The sequence below is a fragment of the Paenibacillus sp. FSL R5-0473 genome (assembly GCF_038004565.1).
Taxonomy (GTDB): domain Bacteria; phylum Bacillota; class Bacilli; order Paenibacillales; family Paenibacillaceae; genus Paenibacillus; species Paenibacillus amylolyticus.
This window is the reverse complement of record NZ_JBBORL010000001.1, coordinates 2,780,701-2,806,987: the sequence shown is the minus strand read 5'-3', so window position 1 is coordinate 2,806,987 and position 26,287 is coordinate 2,780,701. Positions and strand designations below refer to the sequence as shown.

The 26,287-nt window shown below is 45.7% G+C and carries 23 protein-coding genes; all 23 read left to right on the top strand.

What is annotated here, in order from left to right; genetic code table 11:
• Positions 1 to 136 precede the first annotated feature (136 nt).
• The 23 genes from MKY28_RS12200 (at position 137) to MKY28_RS12090 (ending at position 26,268) form a co-directional block, all read left to right on the top strand.
• A complete protein-coding gene (locus MKY28_RS12200) occupies positions 137 to 1,309 on the top strand; it encodes a GntR family transcriptional regulator (protein ID WP_305955663.1) in 1,173 nt (390 codons plus the stop codon).
• Positions 1,310 to 1,531: 222 nt separating this feature from the next.
• Positions 1,532 to 2,833, top strand: coding sequence for a glycoside hydrolase family 125 protein (locus MKY28_RS12195; protein WP_076249437.1), 1,302 nt, complete (start codon positions 1,532 to 1,534; stop codon positions 2,831 to 2,833).
• Between the two features lie 78 nt (positions 2,834 to 2,911).
• Entirely contained in the window at positions 2,912 to 4,291 is a 1,380-nt protein-coding gene (locus tag MKY28_RS12190) for an extracellular solute-binding protein (protein WP_127545869.1), read from the top strand.
• Positions 4,292 to 4,358: 67 nt separating this feature from the next.
• Positions 4,359 to 5,225: a carbohydrate ABC transporter permease gene (locus MKY28_RS12185; protein WP_101314027.1), complete on the top strand. Its 867-nt coding sequence runs from the start codon at positions 4,359 to 4,361 to the stop codon at positions 5,223 to 5,225.
• Positions 5,226 to 5,247: 22 nt separating this feature from the next.
• Complete coding sequence (locus tag MKY28_RS12180; protein WP_076211825.1) at positions 5,248 to 6,072, top strand: carbohydrate ABC transporter permease; 825 nt, start codon at positions 5,248 to 5,250, stop codon at positions 6,070 to 6,072.
• Between the two features lie 18 nt (positions 6,073 to 6,090).
• Positions 6,091 to 8,892, top strand: a complete 2,802-nt coding sequence (locus MKY28_RS12175) for an alpha-mannosidase (protein ID WP_340936061.1) — start codon at positions 6,091 to 6,093, stop codon at positions 8,890 to 8,892.
• A gap of 244 nt (positions 8,893 to 9,136) precedes the next feature.
• Positions 9,137 to 10,141 (top strand): Gfo/Idh/MocA family protein, encoded by a 1,005-nt coding sequence (locus tag MKY28_RS12170; RefSeq protein WP_340936060.1) that lies wholly within the window; start codon positions 9,137 to 9,139, stop codon positions 10,139 to 10,141.
• A gap of 24 nt (positions 10,142 to 10,165) precedes the next feature.
• Positions 10,166 to 11,089 carry a helix-turn-helix domain-containing protein gene (locus MKY28_RS12165; protein ID WP_235193807.1) on the top strand — a complete coding sequence of 308 codons (924 nt, stop codon included), beginning with the start codon at positions 10,166 to 10,168 and terminating at the stop codon, positions 11,087 to 11,089.
• Between the two features lie 14 nt (positions 11,090 to 11,103).
• Positions 11,104 to 12,201 (top strand): Gfo/Idh/MocA family protein, encoded by a 1,098-nt coding sequence (locus MKY28_RS12160; RefSeq protein ID WP_036670781.1) that lies wholly within the window; start codon positions 11,104 to 11,106, stop codon positions 12,199 to 12,201.
• 150 nt (positions 12,202 to 12,351) lie between these two features.
• Entirely contained in the window at positions 12,352 to 13,065 is a 714-nt protein-coding gene (locus MKY28_RS12155) for a glycosyltransferase family 2 protein (protein WP_340020278.1), read from the top strand.
• 211 nt (positions 13,066 to 13,276) lie between these two features.
• Positions 13,277 to 14,029: a FadR/GntR family transcriptional regulator gene (locus MKY28_RS12150; RefSeq protein WP_036608273.1), complete on the top strand. Its 753-nt coding sequence runs from the start codon at positions 13,277 to 13,279 to the stop codon at positions 14,027 to 14,029.
• Positions 14,026 to 15,237, top strand: a complete 1,212-nt coding sequence (locus tag MKY28_RS12145) for a M20 metallopeptidase family protein (RefSeq protein ID WP_340936059.1) — start codon at positions 14,026 to 14,028, stop codon at positions 15,235 to 15,237. Before MKY28_RS12150 ends, MKY28_RS12145 begins: the two co-directional genes overlap by 4 nt.
• Positions 15,234 to 16,799 (top strand): ABC transporter substrate-binding protein, encoded by a 1,566-nt coding sequence (locus MKY28_RS12140; RefSeq protein ID WP_036608267.1) that lies wholly within the window; start codon positions 15,234 to 15,236, stop codon positions 16,797 to 16,799. The genes MKY28_RS12145 and MKY28_RS12140 overlap by 4 nt, the downstream gene beginning before the upstream one ends.
• A gap of 102 nt (positions 16,800 to 16,901) precedes the next feature.
• Positions 16,902 to 17,819 carry an ABC transporter permease gene (locus MKY28_RS12135; RefSeq protein ID WP_017688654.1) on the top strand — a complete coding sequence of 306 codons (918 nt, stop codon included), beginning with the start codon at positions 16,902 to 16,904 and terminating at the stop codon, positions 17,817 to 17,819.
• A gap of 16 nt (positions 17,820 to 17,835) precedes the next feature.
• On the top strand, positions 17,836 to 18,765 hold the full coding sequence (locus tag MKY28_RS12130; protein WP_017688653.1) for an ABC transporter permease: 930 nt from the start codon (positions 17,836 to 17,838) through the stop codon (positions 18,763 to 18,765).
• A 21-nt stretch (positions 18,766 to 18,786) separates the two neighbouring features.
• Entirely contained in the window at positions 18,787 to 20,805 is a 2,019-nt protein-coding gene (locus MKY28_RS12125; RefSeq protein WP_076317978.1) for a S9 family peptidase, read from the top strand.
• Positions 20,802 to 21,278 (top strand): hypothetical protein, encoded by a 477-nt coding sequence (locus MKY28_RS12120; protein ID WP_076317977.1) that lies wholly within the window; start codon positions 20,802 to 20,804, stop codon positions 21,276 to 21,278. The genes MKY28_RS12125 and MKY28_RS12120 overlap by 4 nt, the downstream gene beginning before the upstream one ends.
• Before the next feature lie 165 nt (positions 21,279 to 21,443).
• The gene (locus MKY28_RS12115; RefSeq protein ID WP_076317976.1) at positions 21,444 to 21,806 is read left to right on the top strand and encodes an Asp23/Gls24 family envelope stress response protein; all 363 of its coding nucleotides are present in this window, start codon (positions 21,444 to 21,446) and stop codon (positions 21,804 to 21,806) included.
• Positions 21,807 to 21,838: 32 nt separating this feature from the next.
• Entirely contained in the window at positions 21,839 to 22,447 is a 609-nt protein-coding gene (locus MKY28_RS12110; protein WP_076317975.1) for a GNAT family N-acetyltransferase, read from the top strand.
• Positions 22,448 to 22,699: 252 nt separating this feature from the next.
• Positions 22,700 to 23,305: a pentapeptide repeat-containing protein gene (locus MKY28_RS12105; RefSeq protein WP_047842838.1), complete on the top strand. Its 606-nt coding sequence runs from the start codon at positions 22,700 to 22,702 to the stop codon at positions 23,303 to 23,305.
• A 138-nt stretch (positions 23,306 to 23,443) separates the two neighbouring features.
• Positions 23,444 to 23,827 (top strand): hypothetical protein, encoded by a 384-nt coding sequence (locus MKY28_RS12100; RefSeq protein ID WP_036608246.1) that lies wholly within the window; start codon positions 23,444 to 23,446, stop codon positions 23,825 to 23,827.
• 275 nt (positions 23,828 to 24,102) lie between these two features.
• Positions 24,103 to 24,414, top strand: a complete 312-nt coding sequence (locus tag MKY28_RS12095) for a GNAT family N-acetyltransferase (RefSeq protein WP_256719955.1) — start codon at positions 24,103 to 24,105, stop codon at positions 24,412 to 24,414.
• Between the two features lie 375 nt (positions 24,415 to 24,789).
• Positions 24,790 to 26,268, top strand: coding sequence for an Lsa family ABC-F type ribosomal protection protein (locus tag MKY28_RS12090; protein ID WP_340936058.1), 1,479 nt, complete (start codon positions 24,790 to 24,792; stop codon positions 26,266 to 26,268).
• The last annotated feature ends 19 nt before the right edge of the window (positions 26,269 to 26,287 follow it).

Here is a 26,287-nt window from a genome sequence, read left to right as displayed (position 1 = left end):
ATTAATGAAGCATCCATCGGGATGCTTTTTCTTTTGCTCTCATATGACAGCAGGTGAGTTGTCTCCTTTCTTCACATTAATGATATAACATGATATATTAGGATGTAGAACATGAGAAGTATGGGTATTTATGGAGGTGCTTGTATTGGGGAAAGATTCGGCATCCAAGCCGATGTATGAACAGATCTTTGAATCCTTGCGTGAACGGATACAGCTTCATCAATATCAAGTGGGTGAGCGTGTTCCTTCGGAAAAGGAATTATGTGATGAATTCGGAGTGAGCCGGATTACAACTAAAAAAGCACTTGAGATGCTGGCGAGTGAACAATTAATTGTTCGTCAGCCGGGACGGGGTTCTTTTGTAGCCGACACAGCAGAAATGTTACAAGAAAGATCTAACAGACCTGCTCCGCTTGCTTCGGTTAAAGATCCAGAGAAGAAGCTGCTCATTGGTCTGGTCATTACTAATTTCAGTGATATGTATGGTACAGAACTGTTATATGGTATGGAAGAAGCTTCGCGAGAGCATGATTGTTTTCTCGTACTTAGACGTTCCTTCGGGATTCCCGAGCAGGAGGAACAGAGCATTCAGGAACTGCTGGAACTGGGTGTGGATGGATTGATTATTTTCCCGGCACAGGGTGAATATTTCAGCGATGAGATTTTAAAACTGGTCGTTAACAAATTCCCGTTTGTCCTGATTGACCGGTACTTGAAAGGCATTCCAGCTTCATCTGTCAGTACGGATAATGTAGGCGCGGCGCGAGAAGGGATGAATTATTTGTTCGATCTCGGTCACCGACACATCGCTTTTCTGACGCAGCCTCCGGCGAACACTACACCCATTGAAGAACGAATTGAAGGCATTATTGAGGCTCACAATGATCAAGGAGTTCTGGTGAACAGGGAACTGTGGTTAGAATCTTTTCTTTCGACACTGCCAAGTGTGTTTGATCCTCAAGTCGAGGTCCGTGATGTGGAGACATTGGTGGAACATTTACAGAAATACCCCCAGATTACTGCACTCTTTGCTGCGGAGTATCATATTGCTTTACTTGCAGAACAGGCAGCGGATCGGCTTGGTCTGAGAATCCCGGAAGATATGTCCATCATTTGCTTTGACAGTCCAAACGCTGCCGAAGGAAGCCGTGTAACCCATATGAGACAAAGCCAGTTTGATATGGGAAAACAGGCATTCGAGATGGTGCTTCAAAGTATGCAGAACAACGAAATGACAGTGAACAGGGTTGTTTTGCCTGCCCGATTGGTGAAGGGGAAGTCAACGAGTATGGTGAAACAAAAGGGTTAATTATAACAACTTAATATTCATTGTGTTCAATCAGGGGCTTCGTATAAACGAGGCCTCTTTTTGGTGCGGATAAAATGGGGAGAATTGCTTTAAATGGTATATTATTTGGTGTCTTCAAATTAAAATAACATGCTAATATACAAATAAATATATTGACATAACATTATATTCGTTTTAGGATGATGAAAGCGGTTAACAAACTGGATTAAATAGGAGGACAACATGCTGACACCCAGAGATGATCAAGAAATTTCTCCCTCGATATACGACATGATTGATCAGGTTAACAAACGTATGCCGGACCATCCGGAACTCAACCAAATGTTTAAAAATTGTTTTACCAATACGATGGCAACCACAATTCAGCGCAAAGAAGATGGAACAACTTTTGTGATTACGGGAGATATCCCTGCCATGTGGTTACGTGATTCTGCCGCTCAGGTCAGACCTTATCTGCTTCTCGCTTCAGAGGATGAAGATATCGCTGACATGATCGCTGGACTGGTTGAACGTCAACTGAAATATATTCTCCTGGACCCGTATGCAAACGCTTTTAATGAGACGGAGAGTGGAAAAGGACATCAGGAAGACCTGACGCAGATGAATGATTGGATCTGGGAACGGAAGTATGAGATCGACTCACTGGCTTATCCGATTCAGCTCAGTTATCTCTTGTGGAAGAACACGGGAAGAACAACTCAATTCAATGATACGTTCCGTAAAGCATCCCAGATCATCATGCAGTTATGGCAAGTGGAACAGCATCATGAGACGAAATCACCCTACACATTCCAACGTCTGGATGCTCCCGAAACCGATACGCTCACCCGAGAGGGACGAGGTACTGAAACAGTCTATACAGGCATGACCTGGTCGGGATTCCGTCCCAGCGACGATCGCTGTGAATATGGTTATCTGATTCCATCCAATATGTTCGCCGTTGTGGCGCTTCGATATCTACAGGAAATTGCTGAAGTGGTGTTCGAGAATGAAACGCTGGCAGCGACTGCTCAGCAGTTGGAGGAACAGATCAACAAAGGTATTCAGGATTATGGCACCGTTGAACATCCGGAATATGGAACCATATATGCATACGAAACGGATGGGAAAGGCAATCACAATCTGATGGATGATGCCAATGTGCCGAGCCTGCTGTCTTTACCTTATCTCGGATATGTGGAGGAGAACGACGAGGTGTATCAGAATACACGCCGTTTCATTCTTTCCTCGCACAACCCGTATTTTTATGAGGGAACAGCAGCAGCGGGAATCGGTAGTCCGCATACACCGGAAGGGTACATCTGGCATATCGCTTTATCGATGCAGGGGCTGACTACAGAGGATCGCAATGAAAAACTACGATTGCTTCAGCTCATCCATAAGACGGATGCGGATACCGGACTGACCCATGAAGGTTTTTCGGCCAACAATCCACATGAATATACACGTCCATGGTTTTCATGGTCCAACATGCTCTTTAGTGAACTGATTATGGATTATTGCGGATTCCGCGTACAGAAATAGATAGGGAAGCAAGAGATAACCTGCGAGTACATCATAACGTTCGGAGTTCGTTAAATTCCGACAAGAGGAGAGCGAATCATGAGAAAAATATCATTGAAAATGCCGGTAGCAGCAGTTATGACATCCTTGCTCATTCTTACTACAGCCTGTTCGGGCGGAAGCTCAAGCACAGGCACAACCAGTGATGGCAAGAAGGAAGTAACTGTATCGTTCCGTTCTTCAGGATCTGAAGATACACTTACGAAATTCTTCCAATCAGGCTTGGTGGATCAATTCGAGAAAGAAAACCCGGATATCAAAATCAACATTGCGCCTGTACTGGCAAGTGAAGGCGATTATACGTCCAAAATGGTTCTGCAAATGAAATCCCCGGATACGGCACCGGATGTCATTGCTGAAGATACATCCATCATCAAATCCGATGCTGCTGCGGGATATCTGGAGCCGCTGGATACACAGGTTCAGGGATGGCCCGATTGGGAAGAACACATCATCGACAACCTGAAGGCAGGGGTTACCGGAGAAGACGGCAAAGTGTACGGCGTTCCGGCTACCTCGGATACACGCGGAATCTGGTACAACAAGGAACTGTTTCAACAGGCGGGACTTGAAGTTCCGTTCAAACCTGCAAGCTGGGCAGAAGTACTCGAAGCAGCACGTACGATCAAGCAAAAACTGCCGGGTGTGACACCACTTAATATGATCGTGGGCAAAGCAAACGGTGAAGGTGTCACCATGCAAACACTGGAAATGCTGCTCTATGGTACGGCGGACACGCTGTATAACGACACCAGCAAGAAATGGGTCGTGAACAGCCCGGGGCTGCTGGATTCCTTCAAATTCATAGATCAAGTGTTTAACACGGATAAAACAGGTCCAACCATGCAGGTTGCCCTGAATGGACAAGCTGGCAGTATTGCATTCCAGCAACAGTTCCCGCAAGACAAACTGGCGATGGCTGTAGATGGTAGCTGGGCAGGTTCGACATGGGCCGAGAACGGTGCTGCTCCAATAGCCAACGTTGAAGAAAAAATAGGTTTTGCACCATTCCCAACACAAAATGGGGAAGAACCTGGAGCAACTACGATGTCTGGAGGATGGGCTTGGTCTGTTCCTGCACAAGCGAAGAACAAGGAAGAAGCTTGGAAATTTATCGAGTTTCTGATGAATAAGGAAAATGCGACTGCACGCGTAGTAGCGGAAGGCAGCCTCAGCCCACGTAATGATTCCACAGAAGTTGAAGGTTATACGGATCGTCCATATACCAAAGAAGCACAGGAACTCTTGAATGTGGCTCACTTCCGTCCAGCGAACGATCAATATGCAGCGGTATCCGCACAATTGCAAAGCATTGTTGAGAGTATTGCCTCTGGCAAGCTGACGCCGGAAGAGGGAGTTACACAATTGAAGGACAACGTATCCCGTTCCCTTGGCGCGGACAGCATCGAAGAGAAATAAGGATATCGATATATTCGGAGGGGGAGGCATAATCTCCCCTTTTTCCGGTTCGAATGGAGAGTGACTTATGAAAAGGAAAGCACCAGGTTCATTTCTGTTTCTCATGCCTTCCGTACTGTTATTACTTGTGTTTTTCATTGTTCCCATCATTCTGACGATCTGTTTTGCCTTTACGAATATGGCTCTGACTGGGGCGGCAGCCAAGAGTTTGGAGTTTGTCGGATTCCAGAATTTCATTAATATGTTCCATGATCCGGACTTCCGGATTAGTGTCTGGCGTACGCTGGTCTTTCTCATCTTCTCCGCAGTGATTGGTCAGGTATTGCTTGGATTCATTCTGGCTCTTCTAATGAAGGAGAAAAATGTGACGTTCCGTCGGGTCATCGGCATCATCGTCATTGCCGGTTGGGTGACACCCGAGATTGTTGTGGCATTCTGTATGGTCGCCTTTTTCAGTGACAATGGTTCATTGAATCAGATCCTCGGCTGGTTTGGGGCGAATCCAGTCTCCTGGTTGTTCAGTTTCCCTATGGTGAGTGTAATTATCGCAAATATCTGGCACGGCACAGCCTTTTCGATGATGGTCTATCAGTCGGCACTGGATGATATCCCGAAGGAAGTTGAAGAAGCTGCGATTATTGACAGCGCCACCGGGTTCCAGATTGTCAGACACATTACGATTCCAATGGTAAAAGGGTCCATTGTGACCAACATGATGTTGGTTACTCTACAGACACTGGGTGTGTTCACGCTGATCTATACGATGACCGGTGGTGGCCCGGGTACTTCGACACAAACCTTGCCGATCTTCATGTACAATCAGGCCTTTGTGAACTATCAGTTTGGATACGGCACAGCCATATCTCTGGTTCTGTTGTTCATCGGTATTGTCGCCAGCCTGTTCTACATGCGATCCATGAAAGTGAAAGTGTAACCATGAAGGAGGTTCGATCCCTATGGTCAAACATGGGCTTCAACGCAAAATCCAGTACGGGATTCTAGTTTTTCTAGGGCTCTGTTTTTTATTGCCGCTGCTCTGGATCATTCTGGCTTCATTTGACCCGAACGCGCAACAGGGTATCAAAATGCCCAGTACCTGGACCATTCAAAATTTCAAGGATGTACTCGGGGATTCGAGCAATCTTCGTTCATTCGGTGTAGGCCTGATTCTGTCGGGAGGACAAGCGATACTGGTTGTTCTGGTATCTGTCCTTGCTGCTTATCCTTTATCCCGTTATGAAATGAGATTCAAAAAAAGCTTCTTGTTATCCATTCTGTTCATGACAGCTCTACCGATTACTGCCGTGATGGTTCCGGTATTTCAGATGTTTCTGTTCTTCAAAATGCAAAATAGCATCATCGCCACGATGTTGTTCCTGACCGCATCCTCACTTCCTTACGGCATCTGGATGATGAAAAATTTCATGGATTCGGTGCCCATTGATCTGGAAGAATCGGCATGGATTGACGGAGCGTCCGTATGGAACGGATTGAGACGAATCGTGGCTCCGCTGATGTTGCCAGGTATTGCAACGATAGCGATATTTACGTTTTCAGGAAGTTGGGGCAACTTCTTTGTGCCATACATCCTGCTCCAGACACCGGAGAAACTTCCGGCATCAGTCACGATTTATCAGTTCTTTGGCAGCCACGGTATGGTTGAATACGGCAGATTGGCTGCATTTTCACTACTTTATACAATGCCTTCGGTTGTGCTATATATTTTCTCCCAGCGTTACATGTCCAAGGGCTTCAGCATGGGCGGGGCAACCAAAGGTTAATGACAGGAGGTACGTAACATGACAACCAAAAAGATGGCACATCTCATCTCGCATACCCATTGGGACCGCGAATGGTATATGCCTTATGAACACCATCATGTACTGCTCATTGAGCTGATGGATAAACTGCTGGATACGCTCGATCAGGACCCGGAATATCGCTATTTCCATCTGGATGGGCAGACGATTATTCGTGAAGATTATTTGCAGGTTCGGCCCGAACAACAGGAGAGGCTCGACCGTTATATTCGTGAAGGACGCATCCATTTTGGTCCATGGTATGTGTTACAGGATGAGTTTCTGACCAGCAGTGAGGCCAACTTACGTAATCTGCTCATCGGTCATCGTGATGCTCGACCTTTCGGTGTGATATCCAAGACGGGATACTTCCCAGACTCGTTCGGAAATATGGGACAGGCACCGCAGATTCTGCAACAGGCGGATATTCATAACGCGATCTTCGGGCGAGGGGTGAAGCCTACGGGATTCAATAATGCGGTGGTTGATGCCGACAGTTACGAATCTCCCTATTCCGAGATGATCTGGCGTTCGCCGGATGGTTCGGAAGTGCTCGGCATTTTGTTCGCGAATTGGTACTGTAATGGGATGGAAGTTCCGGTTGATCCGGAGAAAGCCCAAGTATATTGGGATAAAAATCTGGAGGATGCCGAGAAGTTTGCCTCGACTTCACATCTGCTGTTCATGAATGGTTGTGATCATCAGCCGATCCAGACGGATCTGCCAGAGGCTTTACGCACGGCGGCTGCATTGTATCCTGATGTTGAATTTATTCACTCCAATTTTGACGATTACATTGAGGCGGTTACGAAGGACGTGCCTGAGCATCTGGCGACCATCGAAGGCGAGCTTCGCAGTCAGCACACGGATGGTTGGGGAACACTGGTGAATACGGCATCCGCACGGGTTTATCTGAAACAGTTGAACCAGCAGGGGCAGACGTTGCTTGAAAAAGTAGCCGAACCACTGGCCGCCATGGCCCATATAGCCGGGGTAAAAGATTATCCGCATCATCTGTTGACACATGCATGGAAGATGCTGATGCAGAACCACCCACATGATAGCATCTGCGGATGCAGTGTGGATGAGGTTCACCGTGAGATGGTGACCCGCTTTGCCAAGAGCAGACAACTTGCAGAGAAATTGGTTTCCCAGAGTGCGCAGGCGATTGCTGAGTCCATTCGTGTGCAACCTGCTGAGGCTTGGGGAGAGGAAACAGTGCTGTTCACTGTGTTCAACACGAGTGGATGGAATCGAAATGGAATCATTGAGATGGATCTGATTGTGGACAAAGCATTTTTCCCGGAAGGTCCTCACCCTCAAGCCCTTGCGCAAAAGTTGGAAGAGGATGCACTGCCAGTGTATCAGCTGGTCGATTCAGATGGACGCACGTATTCGGCAGAAATCAAGGATCTGGGTGCGCATTTCGGCTATGAACTTCCGAAGGATCGCTTCCGACAGCCTTATATGGCTCGTAAAGTAAGAGTGACTTTCCAAGCGGTGGATGTACCTTCGCTGGGATATAAGACTTATGCTCTCATTCCAGTAGAGAAGCAAGCAGAGAATGTTGAGATTGTTGAAGTGCCCGATACGAGCGAACTCATCCAAGTGCAGGGAATGATGATGGAGAACGGTCAATTGCGAGTGACGGTTGAAGAGAATGGTACGGCAACGATTGAAGATAAGGTCTCCGGTGCTGTATACAGGGGATTAAATTCATATGAGAATACCGGTGATATCGGCAATGAATATGTCTACCGTCAACCGGAGGGAGAGACAACGCTGAACACGGAGCATCTGAAGGCAGACCTGCGGATTGTGGAGCATTCTCCGTATCGGGCAGTTATGCAAAGTGTATTACGCTGGGATATTCCTGCTGGAGCAGATGAACTGTTCGAGCTGGAGAAGCGCCAAATGGTTCCTTTTACAGAACGGAAGGCACAGCGAGTCGAGAACACTGTTCCCTTGGTGATTACGACAACGTATACGTTGGAAGCGGGCAGTAATATGGTCAAGGTAAAATCTGACTTTAACAATCAGGCCAAGGATCATCGACTGCGTGCATTATTTCCATCCGGACTGGTGACAGAGGAGCATTATGCAGATTCCATCTTTGAAATTGCCAAACGTTCCAATACACCGGCAAAGGAATGGGTGAATCCAAGTAATGCACAGCATCAGCAAGCGTTTGTACATGTGACCGATGGTGATCATGGCTTGATGATTGCAAACAAAGGGCTGAATGAATACGAGATTTTACAGCATGAAGAGGGCAGTACGATTGCAGTTACGCTGCTGCGTGCCTCTTCGGAACTGGGAGATTGGGGTGTGTTTGAAACACCGGAAGCCCAATGTCTGGGACCTCAGAGTGTGGAATATGCGATTATTCCATTTGCGGGCGATGCTGCACAGTCAGGTGCATGTGCATCCGCATACGTGTATCCGATTCTGTGGACGACTGTACAGCAAGGGGCACTTGCGTATACATTTGAGCGAGAAAGTCATGCCGGAACTGATGGGAAAAAGGTTGAACTGCCTCTGTCGAAGCAATGGCTGGCATGGAATGCACAAGGTTCGTCACTAGCCTTCTCCACATTGAAGATCGCAGAGGAAACTGGAGATTTGATTGCTCGCTGGTATAATCTAAACTCCGAACCCGTTGAGTTGAACGTGCAAACTGGATTCGAAACTGCCTCCGCTTATGAGAGCGATGTGCTGGAACGGGTTAAGGACACATTGGAGGGGCATAGCCAGACGGTATCCGGGTACAAGATTGTTACACAAGGGTATGCGTTACGGTGAGTTGATTTTTGAATATCATAACTATAAAAACCTTCTGTTCACGGTAGCGTGGGCAGGAGGTTTTTGTTATGCGACCTGGTTATGTAAAATATATCAGAAATATGGGCAAGTGTATAAATGTCTAATAACATTCATGTCGTGATTTTATACATTTATTGTCGCGAGTTTCTATTAAAAATAGATTAAGTCTGTGATAACTTATAGATAAATGTCAGAATATTATATAGTATGGAGGTAAGACACATTGACCATTCGAATTGGAAAAATTAGTTTGTGGCATGTTCACGCATGGGATTACATCAAGCAAGCACAGGAACATGAGGATACAGTCATCGCCGCTGTATGGGATGAAGATGCCAAGCGTGGTCAGGAAGCGGCTGAACGTTTAAACGTACCATTCTATGCTTCACTCGAAGATATGTTGGCCAAGGATGACATCGACGCCGTTATTGTAGATGCGCCAACCCGCAGCCATGAAGAAGTGATCACCGCAGCTGCAAAAGCAGGTAAACACATCTTCACGGAGAAGGTTATTGCATCAACACAGGCGGAATCTAACAGAATCCTTAATGAGGTAAAGGCGAACAAGGTCAAAATGACAGTATCCTTACCACGACTGAATGCAGGGTATACGTTAACGATTCAGGATGTACTTAACCAAGGATTACTTGGCAAAGTAACTTATGTTAGAGCGCGTTTATCACATGATGGAGCGATTTCCAACTGGTTGCCTGAACACTTCTATGATCTGAAGGATTGTCAGGGCGGTGCGCTGATTGATCTGGGCTGTCATCCAATGTATCTCGCCAAACTGTTTCTGGGTCAGGAAGTAACAGGGGTTAATGCGAACTTTGGATATATTACAGGCAAAGAAGTGGAAGATAATGCAGTTGCAACCTTGTTTACGGATTCTGGAGCAGTCGGCGTTGTTGAAGCCGGTTTTGTGAATAGCCATTCTCCGTTTACGATTGAGGTTCATGGTACGGAAGGTACGCTTCTGTACGGAACACCCGAAGAAAAGTTATTGATTCGCACGAAAGCAGCACAGGGACAATATGATGACTGGACTGAACTTCCTTTGGTAGACCAAAGAGAAAGCGCATTCAATCAATGGGTTGCACATATACAGAATGATACGGATGCAACTGAAAACGTGCAGATCGCTATGGAGCTGACCCGTTTGATGGAAGCAGCGAATCTCTCTGCCAAAGAAGGGCGCAGAATTACTCTGAAAGAGTTGAAGGGTTAGGTTTACTTAAGGAGGTGTGCAATCTTGAGCCTGTATCCTTATGAGAAAATGCTTGAACGGCAGGATCTCCTGGAGAGACTGGATATTCTAATGGTTTGGGGACATTATGAGATTCGCGTGATGCGATTTCATCTGACTTCTTTTCCAGCGGGCCGAGTTGTGGATTTCCATAATCATGCGGAGTTTGAGTTTCATTTTATCCCGAGAGGTAAAGGTAAAGTTATTCTGGATGATCAGACACATGCACTCTCGGAAGGTATGCTGTATTTGACTGGACCGGGTGTCGTTCATTATCAGGAGGCTGATGCCAAAGAGGACATGGATGAACTATGTCTTCATGTAGATATCGTTCACAAGCCAAGGGAACATGTCGATCCCTGGGAAGCAGCAGAATCCGAGGAAACGATTGAAAAGCTGAGAACGCTTCCGCTTACTCCGGTGAATGATTATCATCGTGCAATGCATTGTTTTTTGGAAGCCTACGAGGCATGTGATCTAAAATTGTTAGGTTATTATACGTCGATCAAGCAACTGGTTATCAGCATATTACTCAAAACCGTGCGAGCATACGACACCGGGGGGAATCGACCGGAAGCCCCTGTGCGGGATATGTCGGTATATCGCTATGAGTATGCACTACAGTATATGGAGGCGAATCACCCTTCGGTGGTCACGCTGGAGCATGTAGCTGAGAAACTTCATATTAGCAGCAGACAATTGCAGCGAATCTTCTACCAAGTACAGCCGGAGATGCCGTTCAGCCGTGTACTGGAGGATATTCGTCTGCGCGCCGTGTGCCGCAATCTGGAGGAAAGTAACGTATCCATTGAACAGATCGCACTTGCTTCAGGATTCAATAATGCCAACTATTTGCATGCTGTATTTCGCAAACGTCTGGGGATGACCCCGTCGGCTTTTCGTAAAATGAAACAACCAATACTTAAGTGAGGGTGAATATATATATGAGTAAAGTATATCGTATCGGAATTATTGGCTGTGGTGGAATCGCGAATGGTAAACATCTGCCGAGTCTGAGTAAACTGGATAATGTTGAACTGGTGGCTTTCTGTGATATCGTTCAGGAACGTGCGGATGAAGCCAAACAGAAATATGGCACTACTGAAGCCGAAGTCTACACGGATTATCAGGAATTGCTCAAGGATGAGTCTTTGGATATTGTGCATGTGCTTACACCGAATATTTCTCATGCCGAGATTTCAATTGCTGCTCTGGAGGCAGGCAAACACGTGATGTGTGAAAAGCCAATGGCGAAGACATCTGCTGAAGCACAGCTCATGCTGGAAGCGGCAGAACGTACCGGCAAAAAACTTACCATCGGATACAACAACCGTTTCAGAGAAGACAGTCAGTATTTGAAGAAGGTGTGCGAAGCAGGTGACCTGGGTAATATTTATTTTGCCAAAGCACATGCGATTAGACGTAGAGCAGTACCAACATGGGGTGTTTTCCTGGATGAGGAGAAACAAGGTGGCGGCCCGCTGATTGACATTGGTACGCACGCACTTGATCTGACGCTCTGGATGATGGATAACTATCAACCAAAAGTTGTGCTGGGTACGACCTATCATGAGCTTTCACAACGTGAAAATGCGGCCAATGCCTGGGGCCCGTGGGACCCAAAACAATTCTCCGTAGAAGACTCGGCCTTTGGCATGATTGTGATGGAGAATGGGGCAACGATCATGCTGGAATCCAGTTGGGCACTGAACTCACTGGATGTGGATGAGGCGAAATGTAGCTTGAGCGGTAGCGAAGCGGGTGCGGATATGAAGAACGGACTGCGCATCAATGGTGAGAAATTCAGCCGTCTATACACCAATGAGATTGAACTGAGTGCAGGCGGGGTAGCTTTCTACGATGGTAAGAGCGAGAGCGCACCGGATGTTGAGATGAGAAAGTGGATTGAAGCGATTGAGAACGATCAGGAGCCAGTCGTTACACCGAAACAAGCGCTGGTTGTATCTCAAATCCTGGAAGCACTCTATGAATCTGCTCGCACAGGCAAGGCTGTGTACTTGAATAACGGTAACGAAGCATAGAACAGACATAAAATAATAGATTACAGAACCCTTTGTCCCGTTATTGAGGACAGAGGGTTTTTGGTGTTTTGGATACTAGCTATTGGTCCATACCAGAATCTATTTCGGCACATATGATGAGAGAAAAATGAGCTGAAAAGAGGGTGTGTCTTGACTAAACACAAAACGGGTCATGGTGTTTCCATTGTTGTATGTACCAATCGGCCACAATTTTTTGAAAACATCCTGCAAAATTACAATCGGCAGCTTTATAAAAGCAAAGAGCTGATCATTGTCCTGAATCATGACAGTATGAATCTGGCATTATACCAAAACCGGGTTCGGAATCTTGCCAATGTTCATGTATATCAAGTTCCGGAGAGCATTTCCCTAGGACAAAGCCTGAACGCTGGCATGACAAGGGCACGCTTTTCGCTGATTGCCAAATTTGATGATGATGACTACTATTCGCCGTATTATTTAACAGAGCAGGTGAGAGAACTTAGACGGACCAAAAGTGATATTGTGGGTAAACATTCGTGCCTGGTCTATTTGGGCGCATCCAAGACATTGTTGGTCAGATCTCCGGCTGAAAAAAATAAACCGGTTGAATTTGTTCAAGGGGGCACTATTTTATTCAAAAGAGAGATCTTGAAAAAAGTCCGCTTCACGGACCGTTCCATAGGGGAAGATGTAACCTTTCTCAGACAATGCAGGAAAAGAGGATTCAAAGCGTACGCGACCTCTCCTTATAATTATGTCTATCACCGCAGACAGAACAAAAAGAGTCATACCTGGAGAGCGGATGACAGCTTTTACCTGGAGGGAAGCAAAAAACTTGCGGTTACAGAGGATTTCAGACCCTATGCTAATAAAAAGTTATAGTCTGTAATCGTAGTGCCCGTGTGTCGTCAAATATCGAAAGCGAAGATGCATCTGCTGCGTGTAGATGCGTCTTTTTTGTGCCAAAATGCTTCAATTTGGAGGTGGTCAGAAAAAAATATGAATTTACTTGAAAAAAAGTATTGCATATAAGTTTAGTCGGAATTATATTAATGGTATAAGGTCTAGACCATATACAGATCGGAGTGTTTAGATGTCCAGTACGTTTTCATTTCGTTTTGAGAAAGTATCCACCAAAAAGGTTAGTGAATTCATTAGGGAACAACTGGAAGAAGCCATTATTCTGAAAGAATTAATGAGTGAAGAACAGCTTCCAGCCGAGCGAGATCTGGCAGAGATTTTTAACGTAAGCCGGATTACCGTTCGCGAGGCACTCTCTTCATTGGAAGAGAAAGGCTTGATAGAGAAAAGGGTGGGTGCCAAAGGCGGAACATTTGTACTGCCTCTGACAGCCAATTCGCATAAACGGACCAGAGAAGAAATTAAACGGGATTGGTCACAGATGCTGAAGGTGTTTGAATTTCGAACCATCATCGAGCCAGAGGGAGCTTTTCTCGCTGCTGAGCGGATCACCGCAGGCGAACTGGAGCTGCTTGAGGGTTACATGGAACAAAGTATAGAGCCAGACTGCACAAGGGAATGGTTCAGGGCGCTGGATGTGAAATTTCATCTGACCATCGCCAAGGCTTCGGGGAATCCATACTGCGAGAGAGCCGTCAGACAGATTCGGACGAAAATTAATCCGGCGCTCGACTTGATGCCTTATGATGACCGGATCCGTACCGTCAACCACGGTGTACATATGGAGATTCTTGAAGCATTGAAAGCCCATGATAGCATCAAGTCTAAGGAGACGATGAAAAGGCATATCGAATTCTCGGCGGATGCAATCTATGCCCGTTTGGTTTCTGAATCGGACAAAAATGAAGGGAATGACAGCGAATGAATCGTTCAGAACTAATACAGCTGGCTCAGCCACTACAAGCCCAGTTAAGCGCTTGGCGCAGAGATTTACATCAGCAACCGGAGATCGGTTATGAGGAGCATCGCACATCCGCTATCGTAGCTGAGCATCTGGAAAGCCTGGGGTTGGAAGTTACACGCAATGTCGGACAGACCGGGGTTACAGGCCTGCTTCGCGGAGAGAGCGATGGACCAACCTTTGCCTTGCGCGCAGACATGGATGCTCTGCCAATCCAGGATCAAAAAGCGGTGGAATACCGCTCGCAAGTGGAAGGCAAAGCGCATCTGTGTGGACATGACGCTCACACCTCTATCCTGATGGGAGCCGCCCAACTGCTTACTGGCCTTGGAAGACCGAAATCAGGCAATATTAAATTCATTTTCCAGCCAGCAGAAGAGGGACTTGCAGGTGCAAGAGCCATGATCCAGGACGGTGTTCTGGAGAATCCAAAGGTTGATGCCATCGCAGGATTACACATGACACCTGGACAGAACACGGGAACCTTGGGTGTGAGTCAAGGCGTGGCATTTGCATCAGCTGATCCCTTGATTATCAACGTGTTTGGCAAGGGAGGCCACGCAGCTCGTCCGCATGAGGGTATTGATGCAATCGCGGTATCTGCTCAGGTCATCACCGCATTGCAAAATATCGTCAGTCGCATGGTCGATCCACTTGAACCGGCTGTGGTCACGATTGGCAAAATTACTGGAGGTTATATGGGAACAGCCATCGCCCCCGAAGTGGAGATGATCGGTACGGTTCGTACACTATCACCTGCCATTCGTGAACGGATGCCAGCTTTGATCGAGCAGGTAGTTAAAGGGGTCTGCGATTCTTTTGGAGCAGGATGCGAAGTCGTGTACGGCGATGGATACCCTGTTGTTGTCAATGATCTCGGCATGGTTGACCTGCTAACAGAGACCTGTGATCAGGTTAATGCGGAGAAGGGATGGACTTATATCAAACCCTCCACAGGGGGCGAGGATTTCGCGTTTTATTGTGAACAGATTCCGGGTGTGTTTTTCAGACTAGGATCTGGGAATGATGAGGAACGTACTCGTTATCCACTTCACCATCCCATGTTTGATCTCGATGAGACAGCGATGCCTTATGGTGTGGGCATGTTGTCTGCAGTAGCACTTGAATTTTTGGCACGGAATACAACTTCTGAGGGGGAGCAATCACAATGAAAAAAAGACAATGGACAGGCTTGTGGATCACGTTACTGGCAGTTGTAATGGTACTCAGCGCTTGCGGAGGAAAATCGACAAGCACGAATGATGGTTCCGCAACAGAAGGAACGGGCAGTGGAAGCGCAAGTACAACACTGACCGTTGCTGCGGCAACCGATATTGAGAGTTTCGATCCGCACAACAACAACAACACTTCCAGTGAGGCGGTTCTGGTCAACGTTTTTGATTATCTGATCAAAAATGACAGTGAACAGAAAAAAGTTGCGGGACTTGCGACATCATGGGATCAAGTCGATGATACAACGTGGAGATTTAAGCTGCGTGAAGGTGTTACCTTCCACAATGGCGATCCATTCACTTCAGCAGATGTGAAATACACGCTGGAGCGTGTAGCCAAGGACGAGACACTGAAACAAAACAGTTATTTCAAAAATATCGTAGAAGTTAAAGTGGTGGATGACTATACCGTAGACATCATCACGGATGGTCCAGATCCGTTGCTCCTGAATCGTCTGTCCAAAATGGGAGCAGGCATTCTGCCAGCAAAATATATTGCGGATAAAGGATTCGATGCTTTCCTGAAACAACCGGTAGGCACAGGCCCTTATAAGTTCAGTAAATGGACCAAAGATGATCGTGTGGAACTGGTGAAAAACGAGAACTACTTCGACGGTGAACCAAAATGGAATGAAGTGGTATTCCGCGTTATTCCTGAAGCCTCCACACGTGTATCCGAATTGCTTGCTGGTGGTGTAGATGTGGCGTCTTCCATTCCGTCCACTGACATTGCCCGGATTGAAGGCGAAGCAGATAAAAAGATTGTCAAAGCGCCAATCCAACGTGTACTTCAGTTGATTTTCCGTCAGACAGAAGGCAGCATCACGGCTGATCCGAAAGTACGTGAAGCGATTGACCTGGCTATCGACAAACAAGGAATCGTGGACAGCATTGCCGGCGGAGCAGGTATCGTAACCCGCACATCCGTAACACCAGGCAACTTCGGTGCTGATCCTTCATTGTACAAAACGTCACTTTATGATCAAGAAAAAGCCAAACAGTTGCTGCAAGAAGCTGGCTATGCGGAAGGTGAAGCCGAGATGACCATCTCCGTTTCCGCACAGTACAAAGAACAGGCTGAAGTTGTTGCAGCGATGCTGGAACAAGCCGGATTCAAAATCAACCTGGATGTCCTGGAAGCAAGTGCATTCAGTGAACGTTACAGTTCAAAATCATTCAAAGAAATCTTTATGATTGGTATTGGTAACTCCTTGTTTGATGCTTCGAATAACTACAATCGTTATATGTTGGAAGAAGCAAAAGGTGAGTCGGATTACAACAATCCTGAAGTAGAAAAACTGCTTCAATCGGCATTGGTGAACATGGACCCTGCATCTCGTGAGAAAGAGTATCAGCAAGTACAACAGATCTTCTCTGAAGAACGCCCAGCCGTATATCTGTACCAAATGGAGGGTGTCTACGGAACAAATGCTAAAGTGAACTTCGCGCCGCGCAGTGACGAGATGTTCTATGCTGACGAGATTACACCTGTTGCACAGTAACATCGGGTATAACAACCGGTCATTGAAAAGATAGGCCGTGAACGGCAGGGACTGGATAACCATGTTCCTGCCGTTCTTTTTTAAAAGGGAGGTGAACAAGGAATGGGCAAATACGTACTTAAGTCACTACTGCAGATCATTCCGGTGCTGTTCATTGTTTCATTAATTGTGTTCATTTTGGTTCGAGTCACCGGTGATCCGGTTGCGTTAATGTTGCCTGAAACGGCTACCGCTGAAGATCGTGCTGTCTTGACGCAGGCACTTGGTTTGGACCAGCCTTTATATACGCAATACGTGAAGTTTCTGGGCAGTGCGATACAGGGAGACTTTGGTCAGTCTTTTCGCTACAATCAGCCTGCACTAGAGCTTGTGCTGGAGAGATTGCCTGCCAGCTTTGAACTGGCTGTAGCCGCCATGTTTTTTGCTGTACTTATGGCTGTGCCACTTGGAGTCATTTCAGCTGTCAAACGCAATACGTTTACCGATCTCATTATTTCAGGAATATCCGTCATTGGTAAGGCGATGCCAAACTTCTGGATGGGGATTATGCTTATCCTCTTGTTCTCCGTCATGCTGGGCGTATTGCCGGTATCCGGTCGCGGAGGATTGTCACATCTGATCTTGCCTGCATTCACGCTTGGCGTTGGACTGGCTGCGCAGATGACCCGACTGATTCGCTCCAGCATGCTGGAGATTCTCAACCAGGACTATATTCGAACAGCTCGCAGCAAGGGGCTTGGCCGAATGGTTGTCATTGTGAAACATGCGTTTCGGAACGGATTGATACCGGTCGTGACAATTATGAGTTTACAGTTTACAAGTCTGATAGGGGGCACTTTGATTACGGAAACGGTGTTCTCCTGGCCTGGACTGGGTCAATTGCTGGTCGTTGCAGTCAACACACATGATATGGCGATTGTACAGGCAGCGGTGTTTGTCATTGCCTTTATCGTTGTGGTAATCAACATCTTGACGGATGTAGCTTACAGGCTACTCGATCCGCGCATCAAATACGACTAAAAGGAGGTGCAATCATATGACAGGCAGCAATGAAATGCCAATTCCGGGTACAGAACAGGAACAAGACAATGGGCGTGCACCAACGGGATTTCGTTATATCTGGCAACAACTGATCATCAGCAAGACCGGAATGTTTGGTGCTGTGCTTGTATTGTTGGTTGTGTTAATTGCCATAGGTGCACCTCTATTGACGAGTCATGATCCGGCAGCGGTTAATCCGCTTAACCGACTTAAACCACCAGCATGGCTTGAGGGCGGAACGGCCGAATACTGGCTGGGTACCGATAATCTGGGTAGAGACATGTGGAGCCGCATTGTATATGGTGCCCGGGTTTCCTTAATCGTGGGTATGGGTGCCGTAATTGTGTCAGGAATCATTGGCGCCATTCTGGGGCTGGTATCCGGATTCTATGGGAAATGGGTGGATGCCGTAATCATGCGTGTAGGTGATGCATTCATGGCGATTCCGACTATTCTGTTCATGCTTGTTGTGATGGCAATTGTTGGCCCGGGTATTACAACGTTGATCTTTGTCATCGGGGTGACGAACTGGGTTCCATTCACCCGTGTGGTAAGAAGTGAGGTTCTTAGTATCAAAGAGCGTGATTTTGTTCATGCGGCCAGATCGATTGGCGCGAAGAATGGAAGATTGATTCTGAAACACATTCTGCCGAATATCCTTTCATCCTTTATCGTCATCTGCGGTATGAATGTCGGCACGACAATTATTATGGAAGCTTCACTCAGCTTCCTGGGTCTGGGTATCAAACCACCCGATGTGTCCTGGGGAGGGATGCTCAGTGATGGCAGACAATACGTTGCTACAAGCTGGTGGGTCGCTACATTCCCGGGACTAGCCATTACATTTACCGTACTCGGTGTTATTTTCCTTGGAGATTGGCTGCGTGATGTGCTTGATCCACGTACGGAGACAACCCATAAATAAACGGAGAAGGGAGCCATCAATATGAACCAAAGACCAATTATGCCGGAGGATCTGCGTCATTATCGTTGGATAAGTCACCCGGTGATCAGTTCTAACGGACAAGTGGCTTATGTGGAACAGACCATAGATCAGGATAAAAACGAATATAACACGCAAATTCGAGGGATTTCCCTCGATGGTGATGAAGATATTGCACTTTCGGATGGAACAAAGGATTCCTCACCTGCTTGGTCGCCGGATGGCACACAGCTCACATTCATTCGCTCAGTAGATGGGGGCAAAGGATTATGGACGCTCCATTCAGATCAAAAAGAGCCGGTTATGCTGATATCTCCCGCATGTAAAATATTGAGTTATATCTGGTCGCCGAACGGGCAGTACATTGCGTTTACCAGCAAAGTACAACCGGAGGACCAACAGAAGAAAGCAGACGTCCAACAGGAGTCTGTACCTTTACTGCGAGGTAAAGTCTTCGAGCGTACAACGCCGAAGGCGGAAGGGGCTGGCTGGTGGGATGGTCAATACAGCCAGTTGTTTGTATATGAGATCAAAAGCGGGGAGATCACACAGGTGACTTCCGGGCTATGGAATATCAGTGCTCCGGCATGGTCGCCAGATAGCAAGCAGCTTTCTTTCATTTCGAAGCAAGTAGAGGACGAGGAACTTGATGCGGATCTGCTTTACTTTACCGATGTATACAGCATTCGATTGGGAGAAAGTGATCTGTTCAAAGTGACGGATTCCAGTCTGGCGATAAGCCAATTCTCCTATTCGTCCGACGGGCAGCAGCTGATTCTGATCGCCAGTGATCGTGAGTATGGAAGCGGGAGCCACAACAGCTTATACGCTGTTCCCGTTCATCGAGGTATACCCAGGCCAATCGCACCTCAATTAGATATGCAGATTGGTAACGCGGCGCTTGGAGATATGAAGTCGGCAGGTGCGTCACCTTCTCCTATCTCGGATGCCCATCATCCGGAACGCGGTGTATATGTACTCGGAACACATAACGGGAATGTGGACGTGTACCGTATTCAAGAAGATGGGGCGTGTCAATCCGTTACGGGCGCTGGTGAAAAGGATGTGTATCAGTATACCTTAACGTCAGATGGTACGTCGCTGGTTATCGCTGCGTTGACGGATGAACACCCTGGAGAGTTATATCGCGTGGATATCGACAGTGGTGAAATGTTCAGACTCACCCGCAGAAATGATGAATTCTTGGCTGAATTAGCTGTTAATGTGCCTCTACGTGTAGAGTTTAAGTCTTCCGATGGATGGCCGCTTCAAGGTTGGTTAGCCACACCGGCAATACGTGACACCAATGGGAAACTGCCACTGATTTTGCAGATTCATGGTGGACCCCACGCAATGTATACGGGAACATATAGTCATGAGATGCAGACACTCGTTGCGCAAGGTTATGCTGTGCTGTGGATCAATCCTCGCGGAAGTATGGGATACGGTCAGGAGTTTGCCAGAGCTTGCCGTGGTGACTTTGCCGGAGGGGATTACCGGGATCTGATGGAAGCTGTTGATTATGCCCTGGCTACATACGATTTCCTTGATGCATCACGTCTGGGTGTAGCGGGTGGCAGTTATGGCGGAGTGATGACCAACTGGATTGTAGCGCATACCCACCGATTCAAGGCGGCTGTAACTCAGCGATGCATCTCCAACTGGTTGTCCATGTATGGAACGAGCGATATCGGAATTTCTTATGTTGAGGGAGTCATCGGTGGTAATCCGGCCGAAAACGCTGAATTCCTGTGGTCCCGTTCACCTCTTGCCCATGCACATCACATTGAGACGCCACTTCTGATCATGCACGGAGAGCAGGACTATCGGACACCGATTGCGCAAGCGGAGGAATTATATACTACGCTAAAACGTTACGGCAAAAAGACCAAACTGATTCGTTATCCGGGCTCCAACCACAGTTTGCTGAAAAGCGGTAAACCTTCATTACGTATCGATAGCTTCGAACAGGTGAATGCCTGGTTCAATCAGTACCTCGGGAATGAGGAGGGCGAGCAATGAATCGAACTCAGCTGTCCATTCCTGTAGGGCTTCTTGTAGAGAATGTTCTGACAAGTGGGGAACCAAAAGAAGTGATTATTGAATGTTTACAACGTCGAGACTATTCCCGTTTGTTGCCTCTGGTTAAGGAATCCGCGATGGATTTTGATGAAAGACTACAGACAGCAGCTGATATCGGAGACGATTGGGAAAAGGCGATACGTCAAGGTTATGAGTTCAAGTTTTTGCATATTAACGGGTTGAAACGATTGCTCGATTTCCGGTTTGACCGTAAGGTGGATCGGGATTACGTTCAAGATGAACTGTCACTGAAGCATATTCGTCTGACCGCACAAGAGATTGAACTGCTACAATCGTTAATTGGCAGGCAGTGGATCGTGCAAGCAGAAGAAACAGAGGCAGCAGAAGAAGGTAGCAAAGAGAGTGGGATATCCTCCCGCATTCCTGTCCGTATTCAATTGAAGTTCCCTTAATATGGACCAAGAAGAAACCGCGACGATCGCGGTTTTTTTGCTATGTACAGGTAGAAATGAGGACGACTGAATTCAAAAGTTGAAATCGGACACCGCATGATTTATATTTATATTAAATGATATTATTATCTATCAAAAATACAGGTATAAAAAGGAGGACATGGGATGTCCATTCAAAATGTTTTGGGAAAAATTCAAATATCGGATGATGTGATCTCCAAAATTGTCGGCAAGATCGCGAATACCACCAGTGAGATTTCCTCCATGTCGACAGGACTTATAGAAGGGGTCACCAAAAAGTGGAGCGGGAAAAGTCTGCAAAATGGCATAGATATCCGCAAGGTAGAATCAAGACTGGAGATAAATGTAAAGGTTGTCATTTGTTATGGAACCAAAGTGCATGAAGTCTGCAGGGAATTGCAAAACAATGTGAGATTGCATGTGGAACAGCTGACCGGATTAACCATTGATACGGTGAATGTGATCGTTGAGGGGTTATCATTTAACCAACCTGCTGCCAAGCTTTAATCCAATTTCAGCTACCTAGAGGAGTGACAGCGATGAATAAGATTTCCATAACAAAAGCCAGTCCACAATCAGTAGTCGGCGGGCAACTAAATCAGATGGCACTTGAATATATGGCCTATTCGCTTGCAGGTACCAAGGATAAAGGCGTTATAGAAAAAACATTTAACAAGTTATGGCGTTCGAATCAGAATCGATTCAGTCACCAGTACGCTTATGAAGCTAAAATGGGTAACCAAACGCTGGGCATGATCATGTGTTATCCGACCACTATAATGAACAAACTTGCTTTGCCAACGTTCTCCAAACTGTTTGAACTTCGTAAATGGAGCCTGATTAAGTATAATCTCCAACACTGGAAAGAGTTCTACTCCATGGTGACATTAAAAGAAGCGGAGAACGACGAGTACCACATCGGAACATTGGCTACCTTGCCTGAAAGCAGAGGTCTTGGTGTAGGGACACAGCTCATTCATTTTGCTGAGGAGCAAGCTATAACACAAGGTCTGTCCAAATCTTCACTTACGGTTAAAAAGGAAAATCTGCTAGCTATTAAACTCTACGAGCGTTTGGGATACCAGAGAGTAGGGGAAATCAATAAACCTTCGTTATCCCTGTACAGGATGTCCAAAAAACTGGTGTAATGTTTTCTGATAGGAATAGAACAAACAGCTAACTGGAGAGTTTCATATATATAAGCCCACATTGGAACAGTTAAAAGTGTGAGCTGGAGGGGCGCTTTATGCGTCTCTTTTTTAGTTTTCAGATTTTTCTCATAAAAAAAGTAACTTGACTTTTGCGGGTGTTTAAGCAGGTACTTGACAGGGGTGTGGTATAGTATAAAAAGTTCTTTTAATGAAGAAAGACGGAGAAATATACAATGTGGGGTGTAACCAGTGTATCAATATAAGGATCAGGAATATGAAGCAGTACATTTTGAGGGACGTGATCTACGCTATGGAGAACTCATAAGTTGTGTTTTCAAGCAGTGTACATTTATGAACGCTTCTATGGAAGAAATCGAAACGAGTAACTGTCGTTTTATCGAGTGTGACTTCAAAGGGGCTTCCATGAATGGTTCGATTCATACGGAATCGGCTTTTGAAAACTGCACCTTCGGTGGTGCAAATCTCTTTGCTTCCAAATTCAGCTCTTGCAAGATGACAGGCTCAGACTTCTCTGGTGCGCAAATGGATGGCATTACCCTGAGTCACGGCGATTGGTCCTACACAAATCTGAGACATACACGTTTGGGGAAACAGGATCTGCGAGGAATTCGTTTCTTTGAGGCTGACTTTACGGACACGGATTTCACCAAAGCGGATTTGAGAGACAGTGATCTTACCCGAGTTGTATTAAGCAGAGCCAAGTTGCAAGGAGCCGATCTTAGAGGGGCTAACCTGGAAGGCATCGATCTGAAATCACTGGATATCAAAGGCGTACGTTTGGATCGCGAACAAGCTGTTCTGTTTGTACGATCGTATGGTGCGAAAGTAGATTGAGTTGAACATACACAGCATGAAGCCGCCCTTAAGGCGGCTTTTTTGACTTTGAGGTTTTCCGATTCAGAGAGAATAGGCAGGAAAAAGAGATCTAAACAAGAAGTAGTTAACATAAGTTTCAACTAAAAGGAGGTTATCATGACCGTCACATTAATTATTATTGTTGCTATTATTGTCTTTGGGCTTATAACAGGCACAATCACTACGATTATGGCATTTAAACTGTTACGTAACAATAAAGAGAAACATCACCTTCGCAAGAGCATTCTGATGGACGGAATTCCAACAGAAGCAATAATTCATGATATTGTACAGACATCATCCAGTAGGGATGGAAGGCCTGGCGTGCGATTGGATCTGACTGTAACCCAAGTTGACGGCCGCACCTTCCCAACAATTGTAGAGACTTATATTCCAATCACACATATTCCCCATTTTCAGAAAGGAAATGTCATTAACGTAAGATACATTGCGATGGGGAATGAACGAAAAGTTGAGGTAGAGGATGCCTACCTTCCGTAAGGTAGATAACGAAAGTAAAGGACAGAATCACTTGGTTTAGGAGGGTTTTTTCTGAAATTAATTAAAACATATGATGTGGATCTAAGTGAAGAATGGTCAACTCTACTTCAAGAATTACTTGTTGCCAGTTTTCCGGAAGTTTATCCAAAAGACAGATTGTTTTTTAAGCAAATACCACAGGGCAGAGTGTTAGCATTTACCCCTGATAACCAATTAGTTGGGCATGTAGGACTTGATTACAGGATGAGAATTTAAATGGAAAACCCATAAGAGTGTTGGGGATAATCGATTTGTGTGTTTCTCCGGCTATTCGCTCTCAGGGAATCGCTTCATTGTTAATTTCCGAAGTAGAAAGGATGGCCAAAGTGCGTGTTGATTTTGTCCTTTTATTTGCGGATCATGAGGAATTGTATAACAAAAATGGATTCAAAACGGTAAGCAACACATGCAAATGGTTGAAAATTGATCATGAAACCTTAACCACAGTTGGAGTTGGGACTCAAAAGGTGGAGGGGTTAATGATTAAAGAAGTTGGAACCCTTCCATGGGAAGAAGGAGAACTCGATTTTTTAGGATATCTATATTAATCTTTACGCGCTAACATGGGAGAAGGGCGCCTTGACCCATGTCGTATTCCATGTTAAGTTTTCTGTAATAAATTGTGAGTTTTCAAAGGGGTGATGGAGTGATGACGGAATTAGAGGTTGTGGATGTTTATGTGGACCTGTCAACAAACATGAAAAGTGGCATGGTTCACAATATGACTAATCAGAATCCGACACTTTGTCCTCCTATGCATAGATCTACTTGGCGCTGAGTGGTTTATCGCCAGGTTTCTTTATTGTATAAGCGAATCTAAATTCTGATTATGTTCAAATATTAAAGTGAGGGAATCCATGCCATGTTCTATGGTGAAATCCCGTCAGTTTACTTTTATATTTCACATAAAAAGGATGATATGCATGTCTTTAATCAACGTTACCAACCTGACCTTTGCTTATGAAGGCAGTTACGATAATATATTTGAAAATGTTAGTTTTCAGTTGGACTCCGATTGGAAATTGGGTTTTACCGGAAGGAACGGCAGAGGCAAAACGACTTTCCTCAATCTGTTGCTTGGTAAATATGAATACAGCGGACATATCTCTGCGAATGTTAGCTTTGAATACTTTCCTTTCCAGGTAGAAAATAAGGGAGCCATGACCGTTGATGTCATCGGCGAGATTCATTCTGAATATCTACACTGGCAAGTTGTGCGCGAGTTTAACCTGTTGAAAGTGTCAGAAGATGTGTTGTATCGGCCTTTTGATACGTTATCCAACGGAGAACAAACAAAGGTGATGCTGGCTGCTTTGTTCCTGAAGGATAATCGATTTCTGCTCATTGATGAACCTACCAATCATCTTGATCTTCATGCAAGACAAATCGTCAGTAATTATCTTGGCAGCAAGAGTGGATTTATTTTGGTATCTCACGATCGGGCGTTTCTGGATCACAGCGTGGACCATATCCTTTCCATCAATAAAAGTAACATCGAGATTCAGAAAGGCAATTTCTCCGCTTGGTGGGAAAATAAAAGAAGGCAAGATCAGTTTGAACTTGCGAGTAATGAGAAATTAATAAAGGATATCAAGCGTTTATCCGATTCAGCCAAACGGACCGATGGATGGTCGCATGAAGTTGAAAAGACCAAAAATGGTACGAGAAATTCCGGCTCCAAGGTGGATAAAGGATATATTGGGCACAAGGCTGCCAAAATGATGAAACGTTCCAAAAATATCGAACAAAGGCAGCAATCTGCGATTCAAGAGAAATCCAAACTTCTCAAGAACATCGAGAGTGCAGAACGTTTACAGATTCATCAGCTGGATTTTCACAAGCAGGAACTTGTTGAAATGGAACATGTGTCGATATCATACGGCTCCAATACGGTGTGTAAGAATGTCAGTATCACGGTTGAAAAAGGGGATCGTATTGCCCTGTACGGTAAAAATGGATCTGGCAAATCAAGCATTCTTAAACTGATCTGTGGTGAAGATATCCCTTATACAGGTCTTTTCCGTAAGGATCATCAGCTTAAAATCTCGTATGTGTCGCAGGACACGTCCGATCTCGGAGGGCATTTATCTGAGTATGCGGCCGCGCAGGGGGTTGATGAAAGCCTGTTTAAATCGATACTTCGAAAGTTGGATTTTTCCAGACTGCAATTGGAGAAAGATATCTCAACGTTTAGCGCAGGTCAAAAAAAGAAAGTGCTCATTGCTAAAAGTCTTAGTGAAAAAGCTCATCTGCATATTTGGGATGAACCACTCAACTTTGTAGATGTCATTTCACGTATGCAGATCGAAGACTTATTGCTGGAATACTCGCCAACCCTGCTTTTTGTAGAGCATGATCGTGAATTTTGTGCAAATATTGCAACGAGAATCATCGAACTGTAAGTAACGTGAAAGATAACCA